19 protein-coding genes and 1 pseudogene are annotated in these 21061 nt (G+C 35.1%); 9 read left to right on the top strand and 11 right to left on the bottom strand.

Annotated features, from left to right (window positions below):
- The first annotated feature begins 42 nt into the window (after positions 1–42).
- The 5 genes from AN486_RS07400 to AN486_RS07380 all read left to right on the top strand — a co-directional run bounded on the left by AN486_RS07400 (position 43) and on the right by AN486_RS07380 (position 3861).
- Positions 43–390 (top strand): YbaB/EbfC family nucleoid-associated protein, encoded by a 348-nt coding sequence (locus tag AN486_RS07400; RefSeq protein WP_027404347.1) that lies wholly within the window; start codon positions 43–45, stop codon positions 388–390.
- Positions 391–794: 404 nt separating this feature from the next.
- Positions 795–1268 (top strand): low molecular weight protein-tyrosine-phosphatase, encoded by a 474-nt coding sequence (locus AN486_RS07395; protein ID WP_081424273.1) that lies wholly within the window; start codon positions 795–797, stop codon positions 1266–1268.
- 93 nt (positions 1269–1361) lie between these two features.
- On the top strand, positions 1362–1937 hold the full coding sequence (locus AN486_RS07390; protein WP_053540274.1) for a Uma2 family endonuclease: 576 nt from the start codon (positions 1362–1364) through the stop codon (positions 1935–1937).
- Between the two features lie 68 nt (positions 1938–2005).
- Positions 2006–3268, top strand: a complete 1263-nt coding sequence (locus AN486_RS07385) for an AAA family ATPase (RefSeq protein WP_053540275.1) — start codon at positions 2006–2008, stop codon at positions 3266–3268.
- 5 nt (positions 3269–3273) lie between these two features.
- On the top strand, positions 3274–3861 hold the full coding sequence (locus AN486_RS07380; RefSeq protein WP_053540276.1) for a hypothetical protein: 588 nt from the start codon (positions 3274–3276) through the stop codon (positions 3859–3861).
- A gap of 43 nt (positions 3862–3904) precedes the next feature.
- On the opposite strand, the gene dnaG is transcribed toward AN486_RS07380, so the two are convergent.
- The 8 genes and pseudogenes from dnaG to AN486_RS07340 form a co-directional block, all read right to left on the bottom strand.
- The gene (dnaG, locus tag AN486_RS07375; protein ID WP_053540277.1) at positions 3905–5827 is read right to left on the bottom strand and encodes a DNA primase; all 1923 of its coding nucleotides are present in this window, start codon (positions 5825–5827) and stop codon (positions 3905–3907) included.
- A gap of 189 nt (positions 5828–6016) precedes the next feature.
- A complete protein-coding gene (locus AN486_RS07370) occupies positions 6017–6571 on the bottom strand; it encodes a protoglobin domain-containing protein (RefSeq protein WP_039199993.1) in 555 nt (184 codons plus the stop codon).
- A 176-nt stretch (positions 6572–6747) separates the two neighbouring features.
- Positions 6748–6909 (bottom strand): annotated as a pseudogene (locus tag AN486_RS07365) (hydrocarbon-binding protein); the annotation flags it as partial.
- 133 nt (positions 6910–7042) lie between these two features.
- Positions 7043–7921: a DUF4388 domain-containing protein gene (locus tag AN486_RS07360; protein ID WP_168635043.1), complete on the bottom strand. Its 879-nt coding sequence runs from the start codon at positions 7919–7921 to the stop codon at positions 7043–7045.
- 77 nt (positions 7922–7998) lie between these two features.
- A complete protein-coding gene (locus AN486_RS07355; RefSeq protein WP_027404353.1) occupies positions 7999–8544 on the bottom strand; it encodes an ATP/GTP-binding protein in 546 nt (181 codons plus the stop codon).
- A gap of 224 nt (positions 8545–8768) precedes the next feature.
- Entirely contained in the window at positions 8769–9140 is a 372-nt protein-coding gene (locus AN486_RS07350; RefSeq protein WP_168635044.1) for a roadblock/LC7 domain-containing protein, read from the bottom strand.
- 623 nt (positions 9141–9763) lie between these two features.
- Complete coding sequence (locus AN486_RS07345; RefSeq protein ID WP_168635045.1) at positions 9764–10426, bottom strand: response regulator transcription factor; 663 nt, start codon at positions 10424–10426, stop codon at positions 9764–9766.
- 23 nt (positions 10427–10449) lie between these two features.
- A complete protein-coding gene (locus AN486_RS07340) occupies positions 10450–11667 on the bottom strand; it encodes a sensor histidine kinase (RefSeq protein ID WP_168635046.1) in 1218 nt (405 codons plus the stop codon).
- A 228-nt stretch (positions 11668–11895) separates the two neighbouring features.
- On the opposite strand from AN486_RS07340, the gene AN486_RS07335 reads away from it, so the two are divergent.
- From AN486_RS07335 to AN486_RS07320, 4 genes are all read left to right on the top strand, one after another.
- The gene (locus AN486_RS07335; RefSeq protein ID WP_168635047.1) at positions 11896–12387 is read left to right on the top strand and encodes a P pilus assembly/Cpx signaling pathway, periplasmic inhibitor/zinc-resistance associated protein; all 492 of its coding nucleotides are present in this window, start codon (positions 11896–11898) and stop codon (positions 12385–12387) included.
- A gap of 141 nt (positions 12388–12528) precedes the next feature.
- A complete protein-coding gene (locus tag AN486_RS07330) occupies positions 12529–12846 on the top strand; it encodes a hypothetical protein (protein WP_290599908.1) in 318 nt (105 codons plus the stop codon).
- Between the two features lie 90 nt (positions 12847–12936).
- Complete coding sequence (locus AN486_RS07325) at positions 12937–16128, top strand: type ISP restriction/modification enzyme (protein WP_053540282.1); 3192 nt, start codon at positions 12937–12939, stop codon at positions 16126–16128.
- Between the two features lie 16 nt (positions 16129–16144).
- On the top strand, positions 16145–16927 hold the full coding sequence (locus AN486_RS07320) for an Rpn family recombination-promoting nuclease/putative transposase (RefSeq protein WP_053540283.1): 783 nt from the start codon (positions 16145–16147) through the stop codon (positions 16925–16927).
- 147 nt (positions 16928–17074) lie between these two features.
- Here the strand turns inward: AN486_RS07320 and AN486_RS07315 are convergent, their stop codons facing one another.
- From AN486_RS07315 to AN486_RS07305, 3 genes are all read right to left on the bottom strand, one after another.
- The gene (locus AN486_RS07315; protein WP_290599930.1) at positions 17075–17842 is read right to left on the bottom strand and encodes a ChaB family protein; all 768 of its coding nucleotides are present in this window, start codon (positions 17840–17842) and stop codon (positions 17075–17077) included.
- 37 nt (positions 17843–17879) lie between these two features.
- Positions 17880–18419 (bottom strand): Dps family protein, encoded by a 540-nt coding sequence (locus AN486_RS07310; RefSeq protein WP_152608806.1) that lies wholly within the window; start codon positions 18417–18419, stop codon positions 17880–17882.
- A gap of 504 nt (positions 18420–18923) precedes the next feature.
- Positions 18924–20891 carry an ATP-binding protein gene (locus tag AN486_RS07305; RefSeq protein ID WP_290599905.1) on the bottom strand — a complete coding sequence of 656 codons (1968 nt, stop codon included), beginning with the start codon at positions 20889–20891 and terminating at the stop codon, positions 18924–18926.
- Positions 20892–21061 lie beyond the last annotated feature (170 nt).

Genomic DNA, 21061 nt, shown 5'->3' with positions numbered 1-21061 from the left:
TTGAATTTGATTTCTAAACAATCGTACAGCGGATAACCAGTTATGGCAGAAAAAGGACAGGGATTTGGCTTTGGCTTAGGCAAAATGAAAGAACTAGCCGAAGCATTTAAAAAAGCGCAACAAGTTCAAGAAGGTGCAAAGCGTCTGCAAGAAGAATTGGAGCAAATGGAGATTCTTGGAGAATCTGGTGGTGGACTTGTTAAAGTCGTCGTCAGTGGCAACCAAGAACCCAAACGAGTAGAAATTGCTCCATCTGCTTTAGCAGAAGGTCCAGAAGTGCTTTCTGATTTGGTCGCGGCGGCGATGAAGGATGCCTATAAAAAGTCCACCGAAACCATGCGAGAACGTATGGAAGATCTAACCAGTGGACTGGAATTACCTGGAATGTAAGTAATTGGACAAAAATATTTACAGTCATTGCGAGCGAAGGGAAGCAATCACAACCCTGGCAATTGCTTCATTTCACTTCGTTCCATATGGCTAACGCCACGCTGCGCTAACGCAATGACATTGTGTAATTAATTCTGTCTCACTACTTAGTCACTCAATTTTGGATTGACGATTTTGGATTTTGGATTTTGGATTGACTCCAACCTAAAGTGTAGAAGCTCAAAAATTTTGGATTTGGGATTGACGTTAGCGAAGCGTACGCAGCGCAGCGAGTATTTTCCCGTTCTCAAGGATGGAAACTCGTACCAAATTTTTTTATCTAAAATCTAAAATCTAAAATTCCCGGTCAGTGGTCAGTAGTGTAAAATAACTGGCAACTGACACAAAACTTAAATCAAAATATTATGCCTTATAAGCTACTGTTTGTCTGCCTTGGTAATATTTGCCGATCGCCATCGGCTGAAAATATTATGAATCATCTCATTGACCAAGCCAGGTTAAATAATACAATTCTTTGCGATTCTGCCGGTACTGCTGGTTATCACATTGGTGCAGCACCGGATCGACGCATGAGTGCCGCAGCAGAGAATAAGTTAGGATTTAAACTCATTGGACAAGCTCGGCAATTTCAAATCCGTGACTTTCAAGAGTTTGATTTGATTTTGGCAATGGATCGTAATAATTATGATGATATCCTCGCTGTTGACCCTTCTGGGCAATATCATTCTAAAGTTAGGTTGATGTGTGATTTTTGCTCTACACACACCCTCAAGGAAGTTCCAGACCCCTATTATGGCGGAGTTGAAGGCTTTAATCATGTGATTGATTTACTAATGGATGCTTGTGAAGGGTTGCTAAAACATATCACCCAGAAGTAATCATAAATATTATCATTCTCAGATCCCCGACTTCTCAAAGAAGTCGGGGATCTAATATATTTAAACTATATCTAGTCAACCTCAAAAGCCGCTATGCAAAGTACAGAAACAAATCTACAATTGCGCTTGTGGACTGTGGAAGAATATCACCGCATGAATGAAGCGGGTATTTTTGCACCAGATGAACGGGTGGAACTTTTAGAAGGGAGGATTATTTGGATGATTGCAAAAGGAACAGCGCACCGTTCAGCAGTAGGAAGAATAGATAGATTACTACAAGATTGTTTAAAAAATCGGGCTTTAATATGTGTTCAAGACCCAGTAAAATTGAATGATAGGTCTGAACCAGAACCGGATATTTCCGTTGTGAAAATTCATCCTTTAGACTATGCAGATCATCATCCTACACCATCGGAAGTTTATTTAATTATTGAGGTTGCAGATAGTAGTTTAAAATTAGATTGTGAAACTAAAGCTCAAGCTTATTCTTTGGCAGGAATTAAAGATTATTGGGTTTTGGATGTGGTAAAACGTGAATTACATATTTTCAGAAACCCGACTGAAAACGGTTATGAAAGTCAGGTAATTATTATGGAAAGTGAAACGGTTTCACCTTTAGAGTTTCCTGACTTGCAAATTCGTTTATCTGATATGTTACCCCCTTGTTAAACTGTGGTTATTGGTGAGATTTAAAATTTAGTTGCAAGTGAATCAAAATACATTGGAGAATTAGTTAAATGCTAAAAGAACTTCATTTAAGGTCTGTAGGACCATCTCCTCAATTTGATGTTGAATTTGCTGATAGACTCAATATCTTTACTGGAGATAATGGATTAGGTAAAAGTTTCTTACTAGATGTTGCTTGGTGGGTACTTACTGGAAACTGGGTAGAACAACCTGCTTATCCGCAAAGAAATACAGAAACACCTCCAGAAATTATCTCCCAAATTATCACTCTAGATGATGATGAAGGAAAAAATTATTCCTTTAAATTTAATTTTTCTAAACAAAAATGGCAAGATGTAAATGTTCCCTTTCATGGTGTTCCCTTATTAAAAGGAATAATTATTTTTGTTCGCGTTGATGGAAGTTTCTCTATTTTTGATCCTGCTCGCAACGATGAAGATGGCTATGATTTTACCCCTGATACACTTTGGAATGGGTTAAAATTAAAAGGAAAAGTTATTTCTAACGGTCTTATTCAAGATTGGGTAACATGGCAAAATCAACCCCAAAAAACGCCATTTCAACTTTTATCAAATGTTATTAAACAACTTGCACCTCATCCTGATGAATGGATAGAAATAGGAGAACCAACGCGAGTATCTGTTGATGATGTGCGTGATATTCCGACAATTAATCTTCCTTATGGTAATATTCCCATTACCCAAGCATCAGCAGGAATGAAGCGGATTTTGGGACTTGCTTATTTATTAGTATGGACTTGGTATGAACACGAAAAAGCTTCTGAATTAAAGCAGCAAGAACCAATGAATCAAATAGTTTTATTAATAGATGAAATTGAGTCTCATCTCCATCCTCGCTGGCAAAGAGCGATTTTACCATCTATTTTATCAGTAGTCAATCAGTTAAAATCAAATATCACAATACAAGCTTTAGTTACTACTCATTCTCCCCTTGTGCTGGCTTCATTAGAACCAATATTTGATCAAGAACAAGATAAATTATTTCTATTTGAACTACAAGGAAAAGAGGCTGAATTAAATGAAATGTTCTGGACTAAACAAGGAGATACTGTAGGATGGTTAACATCAGAAATATTTGGACTAAAACAAGCACGTTCCCAAGAATCAGAAACCGCAATTGAAGCAGCAGAAGCGTGGATGCGTAATGATAATATGAATACTTTTCCTGAACATTTGAGAACACAATCACAAATTCATCAAGAACTGCAAAGACTTTTACCAGGACATGATCCATTTTGGCCACGTTGGATAGTTACAGCAGAAAAAAGAAATTCAAGGTTATCAAATTTATAATAAATATGTTGAAGTTCATTCCTCCACCAGAACCAGAAAATTTTGATGCAAAAGCACGACAACCAGGTAATAATTGGTTAGAAAAAAATCCAGATAAAAAAAGACTAAAAGATTATTGGTCAAATTTTAAAAGTGATTTAGCTGATGGTTTTGGTAATCTTTGTGGTTATACTGTTATGTATGAACCTGTTGGTACTGTAGACCATTTCCTATCTTGTGAAAATCATCGTCATTTAGCGTATGAATGGAATAATTACCGTTTTGCTTCTGGTTGGATTAATAGTAGTAAAGGTACTCTTGATAACCAGATTCTTGACCCGTTTGAAGTTGAAGATGATTGGTTTGAAATTTTGTTACCTTCCCTACAATTAGTAATAACTGATGCAGTACCAGAAGAGAAACGCCAAAAGGCTGAATTTACTTTACAAAGATTACCTTTACAGGATGATGAAAGAGTTCTTCGTCAGCGTCGAGAATGGTATAAGTTGTATATTGATGGTGATCTTACCCTAACAGGATTAGAAAAGAAAGCTCCTTTGATTGCTCGTGCAATTAGAAAACAACAAGCTAATTCTCCCTTAGAGAATGTTTGAAAAATCATGAAAATGTTGGGTTTCCTTGCGTCAACCCAACCTACTAAATTAAATCGGTAATAGAAAATTGTCGCTGTTTCTCAAGGTCGTGTAAATGGATTTTTTCTATATACATGGCTTCAGCATAATATTTAGATTTTTCTGGTTCGGTTTGAGGATCTATTTTTTCCCATTGTTCCCTAAAGTAATAATAGCGTTTTTCTCTAAATACTCTCTCCATACAAGCTAATGCTGTTTGGATGATATAGGGATTACGATGGGGATTAACTAATATTTCCTGTTTTATTTTTTCGTTTAGATGAAATAGATGAGAAACAATTTCCAATTCTTCTGATAATTCTAAATATTTATTTTGGACACTGGAAATTAAATCAATTTCATCTAATGGAAATTCGGCAATTTGTTGCCACAAAAAGCGATGATGAGAAAGACTAAATTCTAAATTGCGGGTTTCTAAATCTTCAATAATGATTTGCCGATCTTGGGAAGAATGAAGATAAACTATTAATAATGATGCTTCGCCTCGTTCTAGTAAACTGCGTTCTGTGTTAACTAAAGATAGCTTTGGTGTTTTAGTCAGCGGTTTACTTGTGCGCGAATTTAGGGATTTTACACTACTAGGTTTAATTTGAGTTAAGAGATTTTCAACTCTTAAAGGTATGAGTCTAGTATCTCCTAAACTCAGGATTTCTGCACAGTAGGAAACATAATAATTAAGTGTATCACTATTAACTATATTCTGCAATAGTTTAACTATTTGTTGGGTGACTTGTTGAAAATCGGTAGCTTGTTTTAAATCTCGATTTTTAATAATATTTTGAATTTGCCAATCTAGCCAAAGTGGCGCATTTGTTAATAGTTGTTGATAATCTGCTGGGGTATGACTATGTAGATATTCGTCAGCATCTTTACCATTGGGTAAATTGAGAATTTTTAATTGGACTTCCCCTGTATAAGCCAAATTAGCAATTTCACCAATTGCCCTTTCTGTGGCGGTTGTTCCGGCTTTATCAGCATCGAAATTCAGGATTAATTGTTTGGATTCTGTGTAACGTAATAAGAGCCGCACTTGTTCTAAACTTAAGGCTGTACCAAGGGAAGCAACGGCGTTATTAATTCCGGCTGCATGGAGAGCGATCGCATCAAAATACCCTTCGACAACCACAGCTTGATCTACTTTAGAAATACCGTCTTTCGCTTCATCTAAAGCAAATAGGGTTTTCCCCTTACTAAATAATTCTGTTTCTGGAGAATTGAGATATTTCGGTTGTTCTTCTGTTAAAGTTCTGCCACCAAAAGCAATTACTCTCCCTTGGATATCACGAATGGGAATCATTAGGCGATCGCGGAATACATCATAATATCCGCCCCCTTCTTTCCGGGGTTTAATTAATCCCGCTTGTTCTACCAATTGCACCGGATAATGTTTACTTTCCACCAAATAACGGTAAAGAGTTTCCCAACCCGCAGGAGCATAACCTAAACCAAATTGTTGAATTGTTCCTTGTTGAAATTGACGAGTTTTTTCTAAATACTCTAATGCTTTTTGTCCTTGAGATTGTCTTAAAGTGTGTTGATAAAATTGAGCAGCAGAAGCGAGAACAGTATATAATTGATCACGTAAAGATATCTGCCGTTGTAATTCTTGTCTTTGTTCAGGTTCTAAAGTTTTAACCGGGACTTGATAACGCTTTGCTAAATCTAGTACCACATCTGCAAATTGGCGTTTTCCCAAATCCATGACAAATTTAATTGCATTACCCGCAGCTTGACAGCCAAAGCAATAATACATTTGCTTATTGGGACTAACTGTAAAACTAGGACTTTTCTCATCATGAAAAGGGCATAACCCGACAAAATCTTTACCCCGTTTCCGCAAGACTACATACTCCGAGACTACATCAACAATATCAGCCCGGAGTTTAACTTCTTCAATAGTGTCTGGATGTAAACGAGGAATTTGCATGAGAGGTAAACAGTGAGAAGTGATATCTATTATAGATGAATCACATCAAATAGACAGATACCGGACTTCTTTAAGAAGTCCGGTATCTTAGTATTACTATTTCATCTCCAGAAATTAAATATGCGTATCCTATAACCCTTGTAGAGACGTTCCATGGAACGTCTCTACATTGATTTCTGGAAATGTCTATTACATATCAGATGCACCAGTAGCAATCAAACGTCTGAATAAGGCTGCTGACCAACCAGTTTCTTTAAGTACCGCAGCAGAAGAAACTTCTACATAAGCTTGTTCAATAAAAGCTAAATCAATCATACAAACTTTAGCCAAGGCATCTTTTAATTCATCTGATTTACCATCAGCTTTGAGTTTTTTACCGACTTTATCAACCACAACTGCCATTGCTGGAACTACGTGCTGAGGACCAATACCAATTTTCACATGAACCAAGCCAATGTGCCAACGACATTTTGCATATTCATCACCCCAATTATCCATACCTGTGAACATCTGATTAAACCAGTCAATAAAGGTGGCGTGTAACCGATGAACTCGTCCCTCAGTGGCATTTAAAATACCATTCATTTCTTCATCACGTCCCAGGTAAGCATAAAAATGATTTGCCATTTCTTCAGCAACTGCTGTTCCCCAATCTGTATTTGCTTGCATTACCTTTTTATCTTCAGCTGTCAGACCAATCCGAGTTTCCATGGTGGTCAAAAAAGCGCGAGGTTCAATAGCCATAATGAATCCTTAAAAATAGTTAGGTGTGGATTTAATTAACTTTTGTTGATAGGCGTTGCTGATTTTAGGGATGAAAATAATTTTGCATACGTTCAAGACTCTTGTAGAGACGTTCCATGGAACGTCTCTACCTCCAAAAATCATACGCCAATTCAGCAACGCCCTTTTGTTGATACTGCTAAACCTAAATCTTCAGCTAACTTTTTACCCCTAGTACGACCGGCTGTAGTTAGGGCAATAGCTGTAGCTTTTTCCCCAAGAGCTTCTTCCATACCTGTAATAGCAGATTTAAAACAGACAATACTATTAAAATCGCCTAGTTCTTTGCGTAATGACATAATTCAAATTCTCAGTTAAAGGATTCTCTTCATTGATAGTCGTATCTGGATTTAATTAATGTCTGTTTTTACTCTGTAAAAGATAGAGTATATAAATTTCTCAAAATTAAGATAGTAGCAGTAACAGGATTAATTAAGCAGTTTTACTCCGCAGAAAACCGACTAAATTTTTGAGAAATGATTGACTAACTGCTGGCTTTTGAGCCGGTTCTGGAACTGGTGCAACTATGGGTATTTCGTAAGTAGAAACTTCCTCGGTCATGGAGATAGAAGTAGCCGCAACCATAAAATGTTCTTCTGCTGAACCAATCACAATGAGACGGAAAGCTATTTGCAATACTGTATCTACGGCGAGATTAAGTTGATCGGCGATTTTGGCTAGGGCAACTTCACCATTGGCAAATTCCCATACTTGCCATTCTTGAGCATTTAGCTGTAATTTGGGCTGTTTTGAACTTAGACCTGATAAGCCAGAGGTGGGATCTGGTAGTTTTTCAGCTAAGGCATTCCAGTCTCGTAATGCTCGCAATCCGATTAATATAACTTCGGTTGCGGACATACTCAAACCTGTCATTTCTCCCAATGGTAAAGCTGTAATTGGTTCAAATTTGAACTGACCATCTTTAATTTGAAATAAGGCACAGACTGGACGGAGAACTTGAGAGTTAAACAATAGTTTCAGTTGTTCTGGTTGGATTAAACCTTGGGATTTTAGGCACAGTCCCAAAGGTGAATTAATAAAACAGGCAGAAATGTGAGTCACCCTAGAGATTACCCGCTCACTCACCCATCCTCGTTGAGCAATTAACAATGTTAAACCTTGTTGATCTAAACGATCAGATGCAGCTACAACTCGTCCTTGATGCAGCCAAATATAATAAATTTGCTTGGCGTTAGTTTGATTTTTGTCAGATGACAATTCAATATGAAGTATACCTGTCTTTTTGCCTTGATCTAAAAATTGCAGCAGTTCTGGCAAAGAAAAATCTGCAAAGTTACCATTAATAGACATAATCAGCCTCCTTGATGAAGAAGAGATTTATTAAAACCCAGAACTCAAAATCCCAATTTGTACTTTCAAAAAAGCTCTTAACTCTCAACTGCACAACTTTCCATTAAGTGCTGTACTAAGTGAATTACTGCTTCTGCTACTGAGTCTCTTTCGTTAGGATTCACCTTAACTAAAGGAGGCCGATTCTGCTCATCTACATAACCAATTGCTAAGTATATATCTTCCTCTGCCCAAGCTCCGGGACAATCTGTATGGCTGATACCGATGATCATCGGTACACTAACTCTCGCTTGCATGAAGTTGATAATATTCCGTGCTTGACGAAATTCTCTTGGTCTATGGGCTGCGATGAGTACGATATAAGCGTGTGCTTTATTAATCAAAATGTCCCACATAAAGTCAAAGCGAGTTTGACCAGGTGTTCCGTAAAGGTGCAATGCCATATCTGGACCAAATTGCAATCTGCCGAAGTCAAAGGCTACAGTGGTTCTTTTCTTCAGCAATGCTGTTTCATCAGTTGCACGGGTATCTGTATCTACAACTTCAATTTCACTAACGGAACGAATAAAGGTAGATTTACCAGCCCCTACAGTTCCTGTGACAACCAAGCGCATAATTTCCATCTTTATCACCCTTCGATACAAAAATGTTTACAGTTGCTCACATTTTTATTTTCTTCTTGTTTAATTCTGGCAAGGTTGGCACTATCTCGTACTCAGGCTGACACGACCAATCTAGCTACTTACTGCAAAAATAAACACATCCAATTAAGTAAAAAGTTCCCTAGAATCAGCAGTATTTATCTATTGGGGAACTCTGGATAAGTTAACCTCTAAGGTGATGTAATTTACATGAGGATCAGCTTTAATTCTGCTAGAACTCGTTTGATTTCTAGCATTAGTAATCCTTGTTTAGCGCTTTCACTGGCTAAAACTAGAAGCACGGCATCTTGACCACAACCAGTTAAGATACCAAAGCCTTTATTGCCTTCTACAAAGATTCGGTCAATAGTTCCTCTGGCTAATTCCATACCAATTCTTTCGCCTAAGGATAACATAGATGCGGACATGGCTGATACCCTTTCTTCATCCATTCCACCTGGCAAGCTTGCTGCTAAAGGGAGTCCATCGGGAGTAACAAGTGCTGCTCCCTGTACATCAGTAGTAGCACTAACAAAGTTTTGTAAAACCATGCTGAGTTTTTCTGAGTTGATAGCCATGATGATTATTCTCCGTTGTTTTAAATGGGAAAGTGGGTAGGAAAATCAAGTAAATACGGAATTAAACAAACTCTTTTTACTTGTAGTAGTACAGTATCATTTATTTTAAAGAAACAATAATGGAACTGTGTAAATGGATGCCTCTTTTCTAGTATCCTTGTGATTTAAATTATGCACCAGTCAAAACTAAGATGATACCGAAAAAATACGGAATTTAGTTTTTCTTATTATTAATACAAGTTAAGATTATTGCTTTGTTTGTAATCTTAAGCTGTGTAACTTATATGACATAAGCTTTTGAGGTGATTTAATCGGTGTCAATTTTGGGTATTTTGTTTTAGTTTTTGTTGAGAGTGTCAACTATAGGAAGTTTTGAGTATTGTGTATTAATTTTTGTCAATATTATCATTATCAAGTATGTCTAAGTAGGTGAACACAATAAAACCAAACTGTGTAAAGAAATGTAAAATCGCCCAAACCCTCTTCACTCTTGCCTCTTGCCTCTTGCCTTTTGCCTTGCCATAACGACAATTTTCAACACCAACCTACTTATGTAAATGTGGTGCAGACAAAAGGTTGTAATCTGATAATGACTACATCAAAGAAACTACGTGCTATTTATTTCAAATATCTTGTTCTAAGTATGTCAAAAAACTATTGGCTAGGATAGCAGCTTGTGTGCGATCGCGTAAATTCAGCCGATTCAACATATTGGTGACATGATTTTTGACTGTACCTTCGGAAATGTACAGTTTTTTGGCAATTTCTCGATTATTATCGCCAATGGCAATTAACCGCAAAACTTCTTTTTCTCTGGGGGTAAGTTCCGTGAGGTTCGGTGGTATAGCTAATACAGCTTGGGGTAAGGTAGCCGGAAATTGAGTGACTAGTTTTTTGACTATTCCTGGTCCTAATTGGGAATATCCTTTGTCAACTGCACGAATGGCAACTGCTAACTCTTCTGAGGGTGTATCTTTGAGTAAATAACCCATTGCGCCATTTTGTAATCCAGCTTTCACATATTCATCATCATCAAAAGTTGTTAATATGAGAATTTTACATTGAGGAAAATGCTGATTAATTTCTTTGGTAGCAGCAACTCCATCCATGATAGGCATTCTGATATCCATTAAAATTACGTTAGGTCGTAATTTTTCAACTAGATTAATTGCGGTTTGACCATTTTCTGCTTCGCCCACAATTTCTATATCTACTTCTAATTCTAATAAGGCTCTTAGACCTTGACGAATTAAACTTTGATCATCTACAAGTAAGACTGTAATCATTTTTATTGGTAATAGGTAATTGGCTATTCTATTGCTATCTCTGGATATGAATAAGGGATATCAACTATTATTTGACAACCATGATTATGGCTGCTGTTAATCCGAAATTCGCCTCCTAATGCTAAAGTGCGATCGCGCATACTTTGTAAACCAAATCCAGTAGTATTTTGCCCCACTTCAAAACCTTTGCCATTATCCTGAATTATTAACTTCAACCCTGCTAAAGTTGTTATTAATTCTAATTGAACTTCTGTAGCTTGGGCATATTTAGAAATATTCGTTAATGATTCTTGGATGATTCGATAAATAGGAGTGCTGATTTCCATAGACAGTGGAGAGATAATAGAAATTTGACAACTAGGTAAAATGCCATTATAACGCTGAAAATCCGCTGCAAGAACCTTAATTGCCTCCTCTAAGGTTTGTCCCTGTAAAGGATGGTATCTCATAGTAGAAACCGATTGCCGGACATCTTGTAAGGCTTTTGAACCAAGTTCTTTTGCAGTGACTAAAAACGTCATCGCTCTAGGTATATCATGTTTTGATAATTTTAAAGCAGTTTCTAATTGCAGATTTAAAGCCGTTAGAGAATGTCCTAAAGAATCATGAATTTCTCTAGCAATGCGGTTGCGTTCTTCCAAAGTTGCCTGACTTTCAATTTTCAAGGCATATTGACGGAGTTTTTCGTTAGCAGCTTGCAGTTTATCTCTACTTTGCCGTTCAGCCAAAACAGTATTCATTAGTATTAAAACAAATACTAAACTTAAACCAAATAGAACCGCCAAACTAAAACTGAAAAATCTAAATCTTTCCTGAGCTATTGGTGAAAATCTTCCAGGAGGTATCCGTTGTCGCAGAGTAAATAGAAATAAAATAAATGAAGATAAAGTAACTGTTAATCGTCCGGGAAGTTGAAAAATTAAACAACTACGAGTTACCAAAATTAAATAGAGAAAGGGGAAAAGTCTGGCACTTCTACCACCGAAAAAACCAGTAATTAAAATTAAGATAACTTCCAATGCTGTATAAATAATTTTATTGGTTTTATTGAAAGTAGGCAATCTTAACCCCATTAAACCAAAAATTGTTAAACTACAAATTGTCAATTCTGGATACATTGCCGAAAAGCGCGGTGAGGGAGATGGCATTAATGCCATTAACGCTGAAAATCCCAATAATAGCCATTCTAAATACAAAAGAAATCGAAAAGGATGATTATTAAACTGAATAGGACGATTCATAATTGATTGATAGTTGATATAGTTACAAGGCTGAAATCCTCAACCTAACTTAAAATATTTGTATCACGATTAAATTAAAATGGAACAAGCATAAGATATCTGAATGCTAATGTCATGACTAAAGTAATGGGTGTAGACGTGACTTTTGCCTCATGTGGTTACTGGGTGTTAGTCTCTAAGATAGGAACATAGAAAACCGACATAACCAAACATAACCAAAAGGTAATTATGAAACTGAAGACATTATCACTAATTGCTGGTACTCTGGCTTTGACTTTAATCGCAACTCCCTTTGCAGTTCAAGCAGAACAAAATTCATCTTCACCCCAAGCTGGTCAGGAATGGCAAAAAGAAAGTCCAGCTAAAAAGTTGAATTTGACCCCTGAACAAAAAGCTAAAATAAAAGAAATTCGTAGCAATACCCGCACTCAAATTGAAGCTGTTTTGACACCCGAACAAAAGACTAAATTACAAGCCACAATGGCAGAATATAAAGCACAACGTCAACAAGGACAAGAGCAACGCAGAGAAGGACGTGGAAAAAAAGGTGATATTTTTGCTTCATTAGGCTTATCCACTGAACAAAAAGCTAAAATGAAAGAAATTAGAGAGTCATCAAAACAACAAATGGACGCTGTATTAACTCCTGAACAGAAAGCGCAAATTAAGCAAATGCGCGAAAATATGCGTTCTCGTCGTCAACAAAATAAACCCCAATAATTTTCAACTATTCAAATAAGATTAATACATCAGGGGTGGGTATAAAAGCTCATCCTATTTTTGTGTAGATGTTTTTCAATGAATTAAGAGCTATGGCACATTATGTTAAAATGAGGAATACACTTTAATCAGGTGATGAAGATGACACAATCCACACCCCAAAGAGTTGTCCGTCGTGGTCGAGTATTTCCCGAAATTCAGTGGACACAAGAAAGAAAGGCTCAGGAAAAAGCTAGAAGACAGGCATTCTCTGAGCGTTGTTGGGCGATTTTTGAGCGGTTAAAACCAGAAATATTAGATAAATATTATGGTTGGTATATTGCTATTGAACCTGATAGCGGTGATTATTTTATTGATCAGGATAAGGAAGTAGCAAGTAAAATGGCTAGAGAAAAGTATCCTTATGTAATTCATCATATTTATGGCATTAATGAAACAGGAGTTAGTGGCAGAATATGACTGAGGGCAGATTTGCAGATAAAGGTCATTTTAAAAGTTGAGTTACTTATCACTTAATTCAATCTAAATTGTTTTTAAATCCATACATATATGAATAATCTACAAACCTACATTCAAGAAATTACGCAAATTTATCAACAACAAAATGCCACAGAACATACTTATCGCCCAGCATTAAAGAAGTTAATAGATTCTTTAGATTCTCAAATTCAAGCTATTAATGAACCGAAAAGAATAGCTTGCGGTGCGCCAGATTTTGTGGTAAAAAATGGTATTTTAGAAATTGGACATATTGAAGCTAAAGATATTGGTATTTCTCTCAAGAAAGTAGAAAAAACTACCCAAATGGGGCGTTATTTTCAGGCTTTAGGTAATTTGATTTTAACTGATTATTTAGAATTTCGCTGGTATATTCAAGGAGAATTAAAATTAACTGCATCTTTAGGAACAATTGATAAAAACAAAAAAATCAAAGTTGATAAAGAAGGAATACAAGAAGTTGACCAACTTTTACGGCAATTTTTATTAGCTAAAGTTCCCCAAGTCACCACACCGAAGGATTTAGCTAAACGTATGGCCAGTTTAGCGCAATTGATGAGAGATGCTATTAAAACGGCTTTACATGATGTAGATAATGGGGGAATGTTACGTCAGCAGTTAGAGTCATTTCAAAGAGTATTAATTAAGGATTTGACGGTAGAACAATTTGCGGATATGTATGCCCAAACTATTTGTTATGGGTTATTTGCAGCGCGGTGTAATACTGATAATGTTAATACTTTTTCACGGGAAACAGCAGCTTTTAAATTACCAAAAACTAACCCATTTTTAAGGAGTATTTTTGGACAAATAGCAGGACCAGATTTAGATGATAGAATTAGTTGGGCTGTGGATAATTTAGCGAATATTCTGCAACAAACGGAAATGGCAGAAATTCTTAAAGATTTTGGTAAACGTACCCGCAGAGAAGATCCTGTTGTGCATTTTTATGAGACGTTTTTGGCAGAATATGATCCAAAAATGCGAGAATCAAGAGGGGTTTATTATACTCCTGAACCTGTGGTTGATTATATTGTTAAAAGTGTGGATTATATTCTCAAACATAAGTTTAATATTAGTAAAGGTTTAGCAGATTCTAAAAAGATTAAAATCCCCAATCCCAAGGGTGAGGGAACTATCGAAACTCATCAAGTTTTGATTTTAGATCCTGCGGTGGGTACGGGAACTTTTATGCACAGTGTGATTGATTTTATTTATGATAAGTTTAAATCTCAAAAGGGGATGTGGTCAAGTTATGTGAGTCAACATTTATTACCCCGATTATTTGGTTTTGAATTGTTGATGGCACCTTATACTGTAGCACACATGAAATTAGGTTTACAGTTGCAAGAATTGGGTTATGATTTTAGTTCTGATGAACGGTTAAGGATTTATTTAACAAATACATTACAAGAGGCTTTTCAAATTCCTGCTGCTGATGGTTTTATGAACAGAATTAGAGATGAAGCAGAAGCAGCAAAAGATATAAAACAAGATGTTCCTGTGATGGTAATTTTAGGAAATCCTCCCTATTCTTATGAATCTATAAATACTGATCCTTGGATTGTAGGATTAGTTAGAGATTATTATCAAGTAGATGGTAAACCTTTAGGAGAAAGAAACCCGAAAGGATTATTAGATGATTATGTAAAGTTTATCCGTTTTGCTCAACATCGGGTTTCGGAAACGGGTTATGGTATTGTGGCTTTAATTACAAATCATGGTTATTTAGATAATCCCACTTTTCGAGGAATGCGTCAAAATTTGATGCAAACTTTTGATGAGATTTATGTTTTAGATTTACATGGTAATAGCAAGAAAAAAGAAGTTTGTCCTGACGGTTCACAGGATAAAAATGTATTTGATATTCAGCAAGGTGTAGCAATCAGTATTTTTATTAAATATGAACATAGTCAGCAAAAGTTAGCATCTGTTTATCATGCTGATTTATGGGGTATGAGAGAGGTTTATGAAAATAAGGAGTTAGTTGGAGGTAAGTATCATTGGTTAGCTGAAAATGATATTAGTTCAACTGATTGGAAAATTGTCAAACCTGAAGCTAAATTTTATTTATTTAACCCTCAAAATACCAGTTTATCATCAGAGTATGAACAAGGATGGAAAGTTATTGATATCATGCTAGTGAATGCTGCTGGTATAAAAACCCATAGAGATCATTTTGCTATTGATTTTGAGGAGGAAAGCATTACTCAAAAATTTAGAGAATTGCGAGAAACTAATTTATCTAATGAAGACTATAGCAATAAATATAATATTCACGATCATCAAGATTGGCGATTAGATAAAGTCCGTCAATTAATTCGCTTAGATAATCAATGGGAAGATAAAATAATTAGTTGTTTATATCGCCCTTTCGATTGGCGTTACTGTTATTATAGTGATCTAATAATGGATAGGCCTAGACGAGAATTACTTGATCATGTTTTTAGAAAAGATAATTTATGTTTAGGTTTAGGTCGTCAAGGAATTGCTGTAAATGATCCTATCTGGTCTTTGGTATCAGTTGCGAACCAACCTATTGATACTAATATTTTTAGAAGAGGTGGAGTTAATATTTTCCCTCTTTACCTTTACCCAACAGATACCCCAACTTTATTTGATTCTATCCCAACTAATACACCTAGAGGACGTAAACCGAATTTATCCCCAGAATTTATTATTGAATTTTCCCAAAAACTAGATTTAGAATTTATGTTTGATGGAAAATCAGATAAAAATAAAACCTTTAGACCAGAGGATATTTTTAATTACATTTACGCTATCTTTCATTCTCCTATTTACCGTCAACGCTACGCCGAATTTTTAAAGATTGATTTTCCTCGCGTTCCTTTAACTGCCAATTCTGCGCTTTTTTGGGAATTAGTAATCAAAGGTGATAAATTAGTAAAATATCATCTCATGAAAGAAACAGGAACAGAAATTTCTACTTATCCCATTCCTGGTTCTGATATTGTGGAACAAGTGAAATATAATGAAAATCATCAACAAATTTGGATAAATTCTGAACAGTATTTTGATCAAGTTCCGCAACAAATTTGGAATTTTTATATTGGAGGTTATCAAGTTTGTCAAAAATGGCTGAAAGATAGAAAAGGGAGACAATTGAATTTTGATGATATTAGCCATTATCAAAATATAATTTCCATCATATCGGAAACTATTAAGATTATGGAAGATATTGATCAAATTATTGAAAAATATGGCGGTTTTCCGTTAGAATAATAGTTAACAACAAGATATGAAGACAGACACGATATTTTACACATTACTGCAAAATCTCCCCAGTGTGTTATTTGAACTGCTAGAACAGCCTCCTACACTAGCTTTACACTACGAATTTTCCTCAGTGGAAATCAAAGAATTAGCCCGGCGAATAGATGGCTTATTTTTACCTAAACCAGAGTACCTACAAGACCCGATTTATTTTGTAGAAGTACAATTTCAAAGCGATGATAATTTATACTGGCGATTAATCACAGAAGCAGTTCTTTACTTAAACCAAAATAAACCTCAAAGAACATGGCAAGCGGTAGTATTGTGGGCAAATCGGGATCTTGACCCTGGTATACCCTTGGCATATCAAACTTTACTAACTGCTGGACTAATTCATGTTGTTTATTTAGATGAAATAGCTGATACATCATCTTCAATTGGTTTAGGAATTATTAAATTAGTAGTTGCCCCTGAAGATGAAGCTATCCAACAAGCAAAAACTTTGATCAATTTGGTCGAAAAAGCAGATGCGGCCAAGAGTCGTAATCTTTTAGAATTAGTAGAAAGAATGCTGGTTTACAAATTTTCATCCTATAGCCGTCAGGAGTTAGAAGCAATGTTTGGATTAACAGAATGGCAGCAAACCCGATTTTATCAAGAAGTAAAAGAAGAGACGGAGTTAGAAACTAAGTTAAAAACGATTCCTAAACTGTTAAATGAGGGGCTAACTGTAGAACAAATTGCTCGGATATTTGAGTTAGATATCGAAGTGGTAAAACAAGCAATTAAACAGCAAAGTAGTAAATAGACATTTGATGAATAAATGTAGGGGCAATTAACCTGTTTCCTGAATCTAGATAGCGGGCAAGATGCCCGCACCACAAGAGTATTTCTCTAGATTAATAACTGGGTAAATATTTTTTGCTAGATTGTGCAATTTGTTGTTTGCATATTCCTAGCGTAAAACTTTAACTTTTGAAAAAACTCCATTTTCGTCTTCATCAAATTGTTTGTGAACTTCATCCCAAGCCATTTGTTCAGAAGTAAGTTCATCCATATTTTCATTCAGTGCAGTATTATAACGTTGCATGAATATCCGCTGGGCTTCTGGGGAAAGATGGGTGCGAACTTCAGGCGATAAATCATTTGGATTGTTACAGATTCCCGGACAAGGATGGGGTAGTGTTTTTTCAATGGTGTTAATTTCTTCACCACCAGCACTTTCGAGAATTAATTGAAATTCGCCACTGCGATCGCTCGGTACTTCTACCATCACTAAAAATTCACCAGCTTCTAAGCGGGTTTGATAGAGTGTAGCCTTGTCTTCTGGCATTCCTAAAGCAGTCAGAACTGATACTAAACCTGCACCAGCACTACCAGCGATCGCTCCACTTGCAGCCCCTAATAATATCGCCCCAATTGGACCTGCTGCCACAATTGGCCCAACAAAGGGAACAAACAATACACCTACACCTGTAAGCAAACTCAGGAACGAACCAAACAAAGAACCAAAAATTGCTCCTGTTCTCAAACCGCCGAGAATCACATCTCGCTTTGTAATAAAACCAGAAATTCGCGTTTCTGACTGAAAATTTCGCCCCATTACCGAAATATTATCCTTGGGGACATTTCTATCTAGTAACCGCCGAATTACATTATCAATTTGTTTCTCTTCTTTAAATACAGCGGAGATGGTACGTTCTGCTTGATATTCTTCTGGCACTTCTTTACTCCTAATATTTTGTGTTGACAAATATCAATTACACACCCACCGGAACTTTAGTTGCTGCTGGTTGTTTTTTTCCATCCGCTTCTACTGCTTCTCCTTCAATAAATGAACGCAACATCCAAGCCATTTCTTCATGTTTTTCCATCAAATCAGTTAAAAAGTCAGCAGAACCTTGATCATGAAATTCTTCACTACACTGATCTATATGATTTCTGAAATTGCGAATAATCTGCTCATGATCTTCCACCAATTGAGTCACCATCTTGGTTGCTGTAGGAATTTTATCGCTATGTTCTTTGAGGGTCGCAATACTTAAAAATCCTGCCATTGTACCAGTTGGATAACAGCCCAAAGTCCGAATTCTTTCAGCTATTTTATCAATATTTATTGTCAGTTCTTGATAGTGTTCTTCCCAAAGTTTATGCAAGGTGCGAAACTGCGGACCGACAACATCCCAATGATACTTTTTCGTTTTTACTAGCAGTACATTGGCATCTGCTAAATCAAGATTTAGCAAATTCATCACACCTTGACGCTGCTTTTCTGTCAAACCAATGTTTATCTTATGTATGGTCATTATTATTAATTCCGATTAGCACGTAAACACCTTATATGTTCTCAAAATACAGACATGATCTACATCAATCAAAGGTAAGATTAATGTTCAGTTACTTTTATATATTTAGGAATATGCTGATTATTTTTCTTTTGTAATCAAGCCAAAGCTGAAAATCATCCATATTCCTAAATTTTTGAAGAAAATGAGGAGATCGTGCTTATTCTTGATAAATCATATTTACTTCTTGTTACCTATAATTTTTTCCAAAAAGCCTTCTGGCAATTGGCTTTTATTTATAATTAGTTAATTTATAAAAATCACTCTGAGGAGAGAATAGCAAGAATAAGGGTACGCGGATGAGCGTAGATAAACGCGGATAAAGATGCGTTAATCAATGGATTTATGTAGGATATCAACTGGCTTTGAAAAATAGCAAATAGTTCTTCCTTATCAAATCTACGATAACAACTTTTTAACCGGATGTTAAGCCTCTTCACTTATAAAGTTACAAAAATTTTAATTTTCTGGAATAACACGTTGAGGAGGTTGCACCGCACTATTGCTATGGATATTACTAATGATTTCGTTTGCACTTCTAGCATCCATATTAAGTTGTGCCTTCTCTAATTCAAGTTTGTCATACAAAAATTTATGTCTTAAATCAAACTCAGTGAATATCTCACTCCACTTTTTAACATAAATTTTATAATTATCAACAACCTGTACTAGAGATTTTTCACCATGAGACTTAGCACTTTGTATTTCTCTTTCAATATATTTAGATTTGTCAAAATCATTACCAATTAAATAAAATTCCCAAGTCACGTTAGAAGCATTAAATTCATCTTGTTCCAAAATTACTCCCATATATTTTTTAACCTGCTCTAATTCTTTTGAACCAAGCTTCTTTTGAGGATGTTTTAGCTCTACAACTACATTATTGATAGAAGAATTATTTAAAAGCTGCCGTACCATAAATATATCCATTTCTTTATTCTTGTCAGGATGATCAATAGAAACAATAGGCTTTTCTCCTCTTAATAGATAAGTATACCTACGTAATGCTTCTTCAAACTTTGGTTCAGCAGCAGTTACAAGATGATATTGCTCACCAAAAATCCAGTAATGATTTTCTACAAATTTTTGAATATGATCTCGTTCGTTAGCTTCTAAATCTTGATTGAAAACTAAATTTCTCAACTGATCAATAGCTCTGTATCTATCTTCTATTAATCTTACAGTTTTAATAATATTTGTAAGTTTGGTAACTTTTAAAGATTCAGATAAATGTTCTAAATCAGAAGAAGTTAACTTGATAATTTCTCCTAATACATCAATTAATTTAGTTCTTTCATCTGAATCAAGAATTAAATTCAAAAAATGAACAAATACTTTCTTTTGTTCAATATTGAGAGAACTAAAAATTTTTGGCTCTACCTGATATAATTCTTTGATAAAATCTTCAAGTTCAGCTTTTCTGTATTGATCCCAAGTATTATTACTAAATCTTGGGAAAGCATTATTTCTTCTAAATTCATCTATTATTACATCCGATTTTGTCTTCAGAAAAATTTTTCTTCTATTTTGAAGCTGTTGATTAATAAAATGAATCAAAGAATTATAAATTTGCTTATTCTGTATATTTCTCCATCCAAAATGTTCTTGATCAAAGAACTCACTTTTAACAAAAACACTATGAGAAAAATGATCACCTTTATTATTAAGAGTAGTTGTATTTTTATCTATTTCTTCACCTTTGGAATTAATACAGTAATATCTAGAATATTCATTCTTTAGAGATTGAGACCAGCGAATAAATTTCAAATTAAATAAATATTGACCAATTTTATGTTCTAATTCAGTGAAATCGCTAATGAAATTAGATTTATAATCTAAATCCATATCATTTATTTTAATTGAAAAGTTTTTCATTGAATTTAGTTCAAGAAACCAGCTAAATTCTCTATATAGATAGATATTAAGATCATCATTAAAATCATTAGATGTAATTGTATGAATATCATCAAAAAAAACTGTTGTTCCTGTTTTTTTATCAGTTTCTACCTCTTCTGAGATATCATAGTTATCCAATTGTTTATGATTTATATTTATGCTATAACTATATCTTTTTCCTTCTTTTTCATAAATAGTATCCCATTGTGCTGAGGAAGAAAAAGTAAAAAAAGTTAATCTGCCTATACCATTGTTACCGTGAATATGTGATAGATTCTTGGCAGTACCAAAATTAATTTGTTTATTCGATTCATAAAAGAGTGAAAATCTATTTGGATCAGCAATACCACATCCATTATCTATAATTTTTAGTTCTGATATTCTTCCCAAGTCATCAGATTGCATTATTATATTAATTTCAGTAGCCTCCGCATCAAAACCGTTCCATATATATTGTGCAATGGATGATAAATAATCATGGTTTTTAAGTGCTTGGTTGATACCTAATGAAGTAATCTGAATATTTTTCATATTTTTCTATTGGATGATTTGTGATGTTATATCATATATCAAGTTTTAAAATGATTGGAACTATCCACAATATATCATAATAAATGGGAGATTAATCGTTCATAAGTTAGTAGGTTGCGTCAAACTTAATAAATTATTAGCTGCTGACGCACCTTACTAATATGACTTTA

This window comes from Anabaena sp. AL93 (assembly GCF_001672085.1).
Lineage (GTDB): Bacteria > Cyanobacteriota > Cyanobacteriia > Cyanobacteriales > Nostocaceae > Dolichospermum > Dolichospermum heterosporum.
Note: the sequence above shows the minus strand (reverse complement) of the source record. Positions and strands in the feature narration are given on the sequence as shown.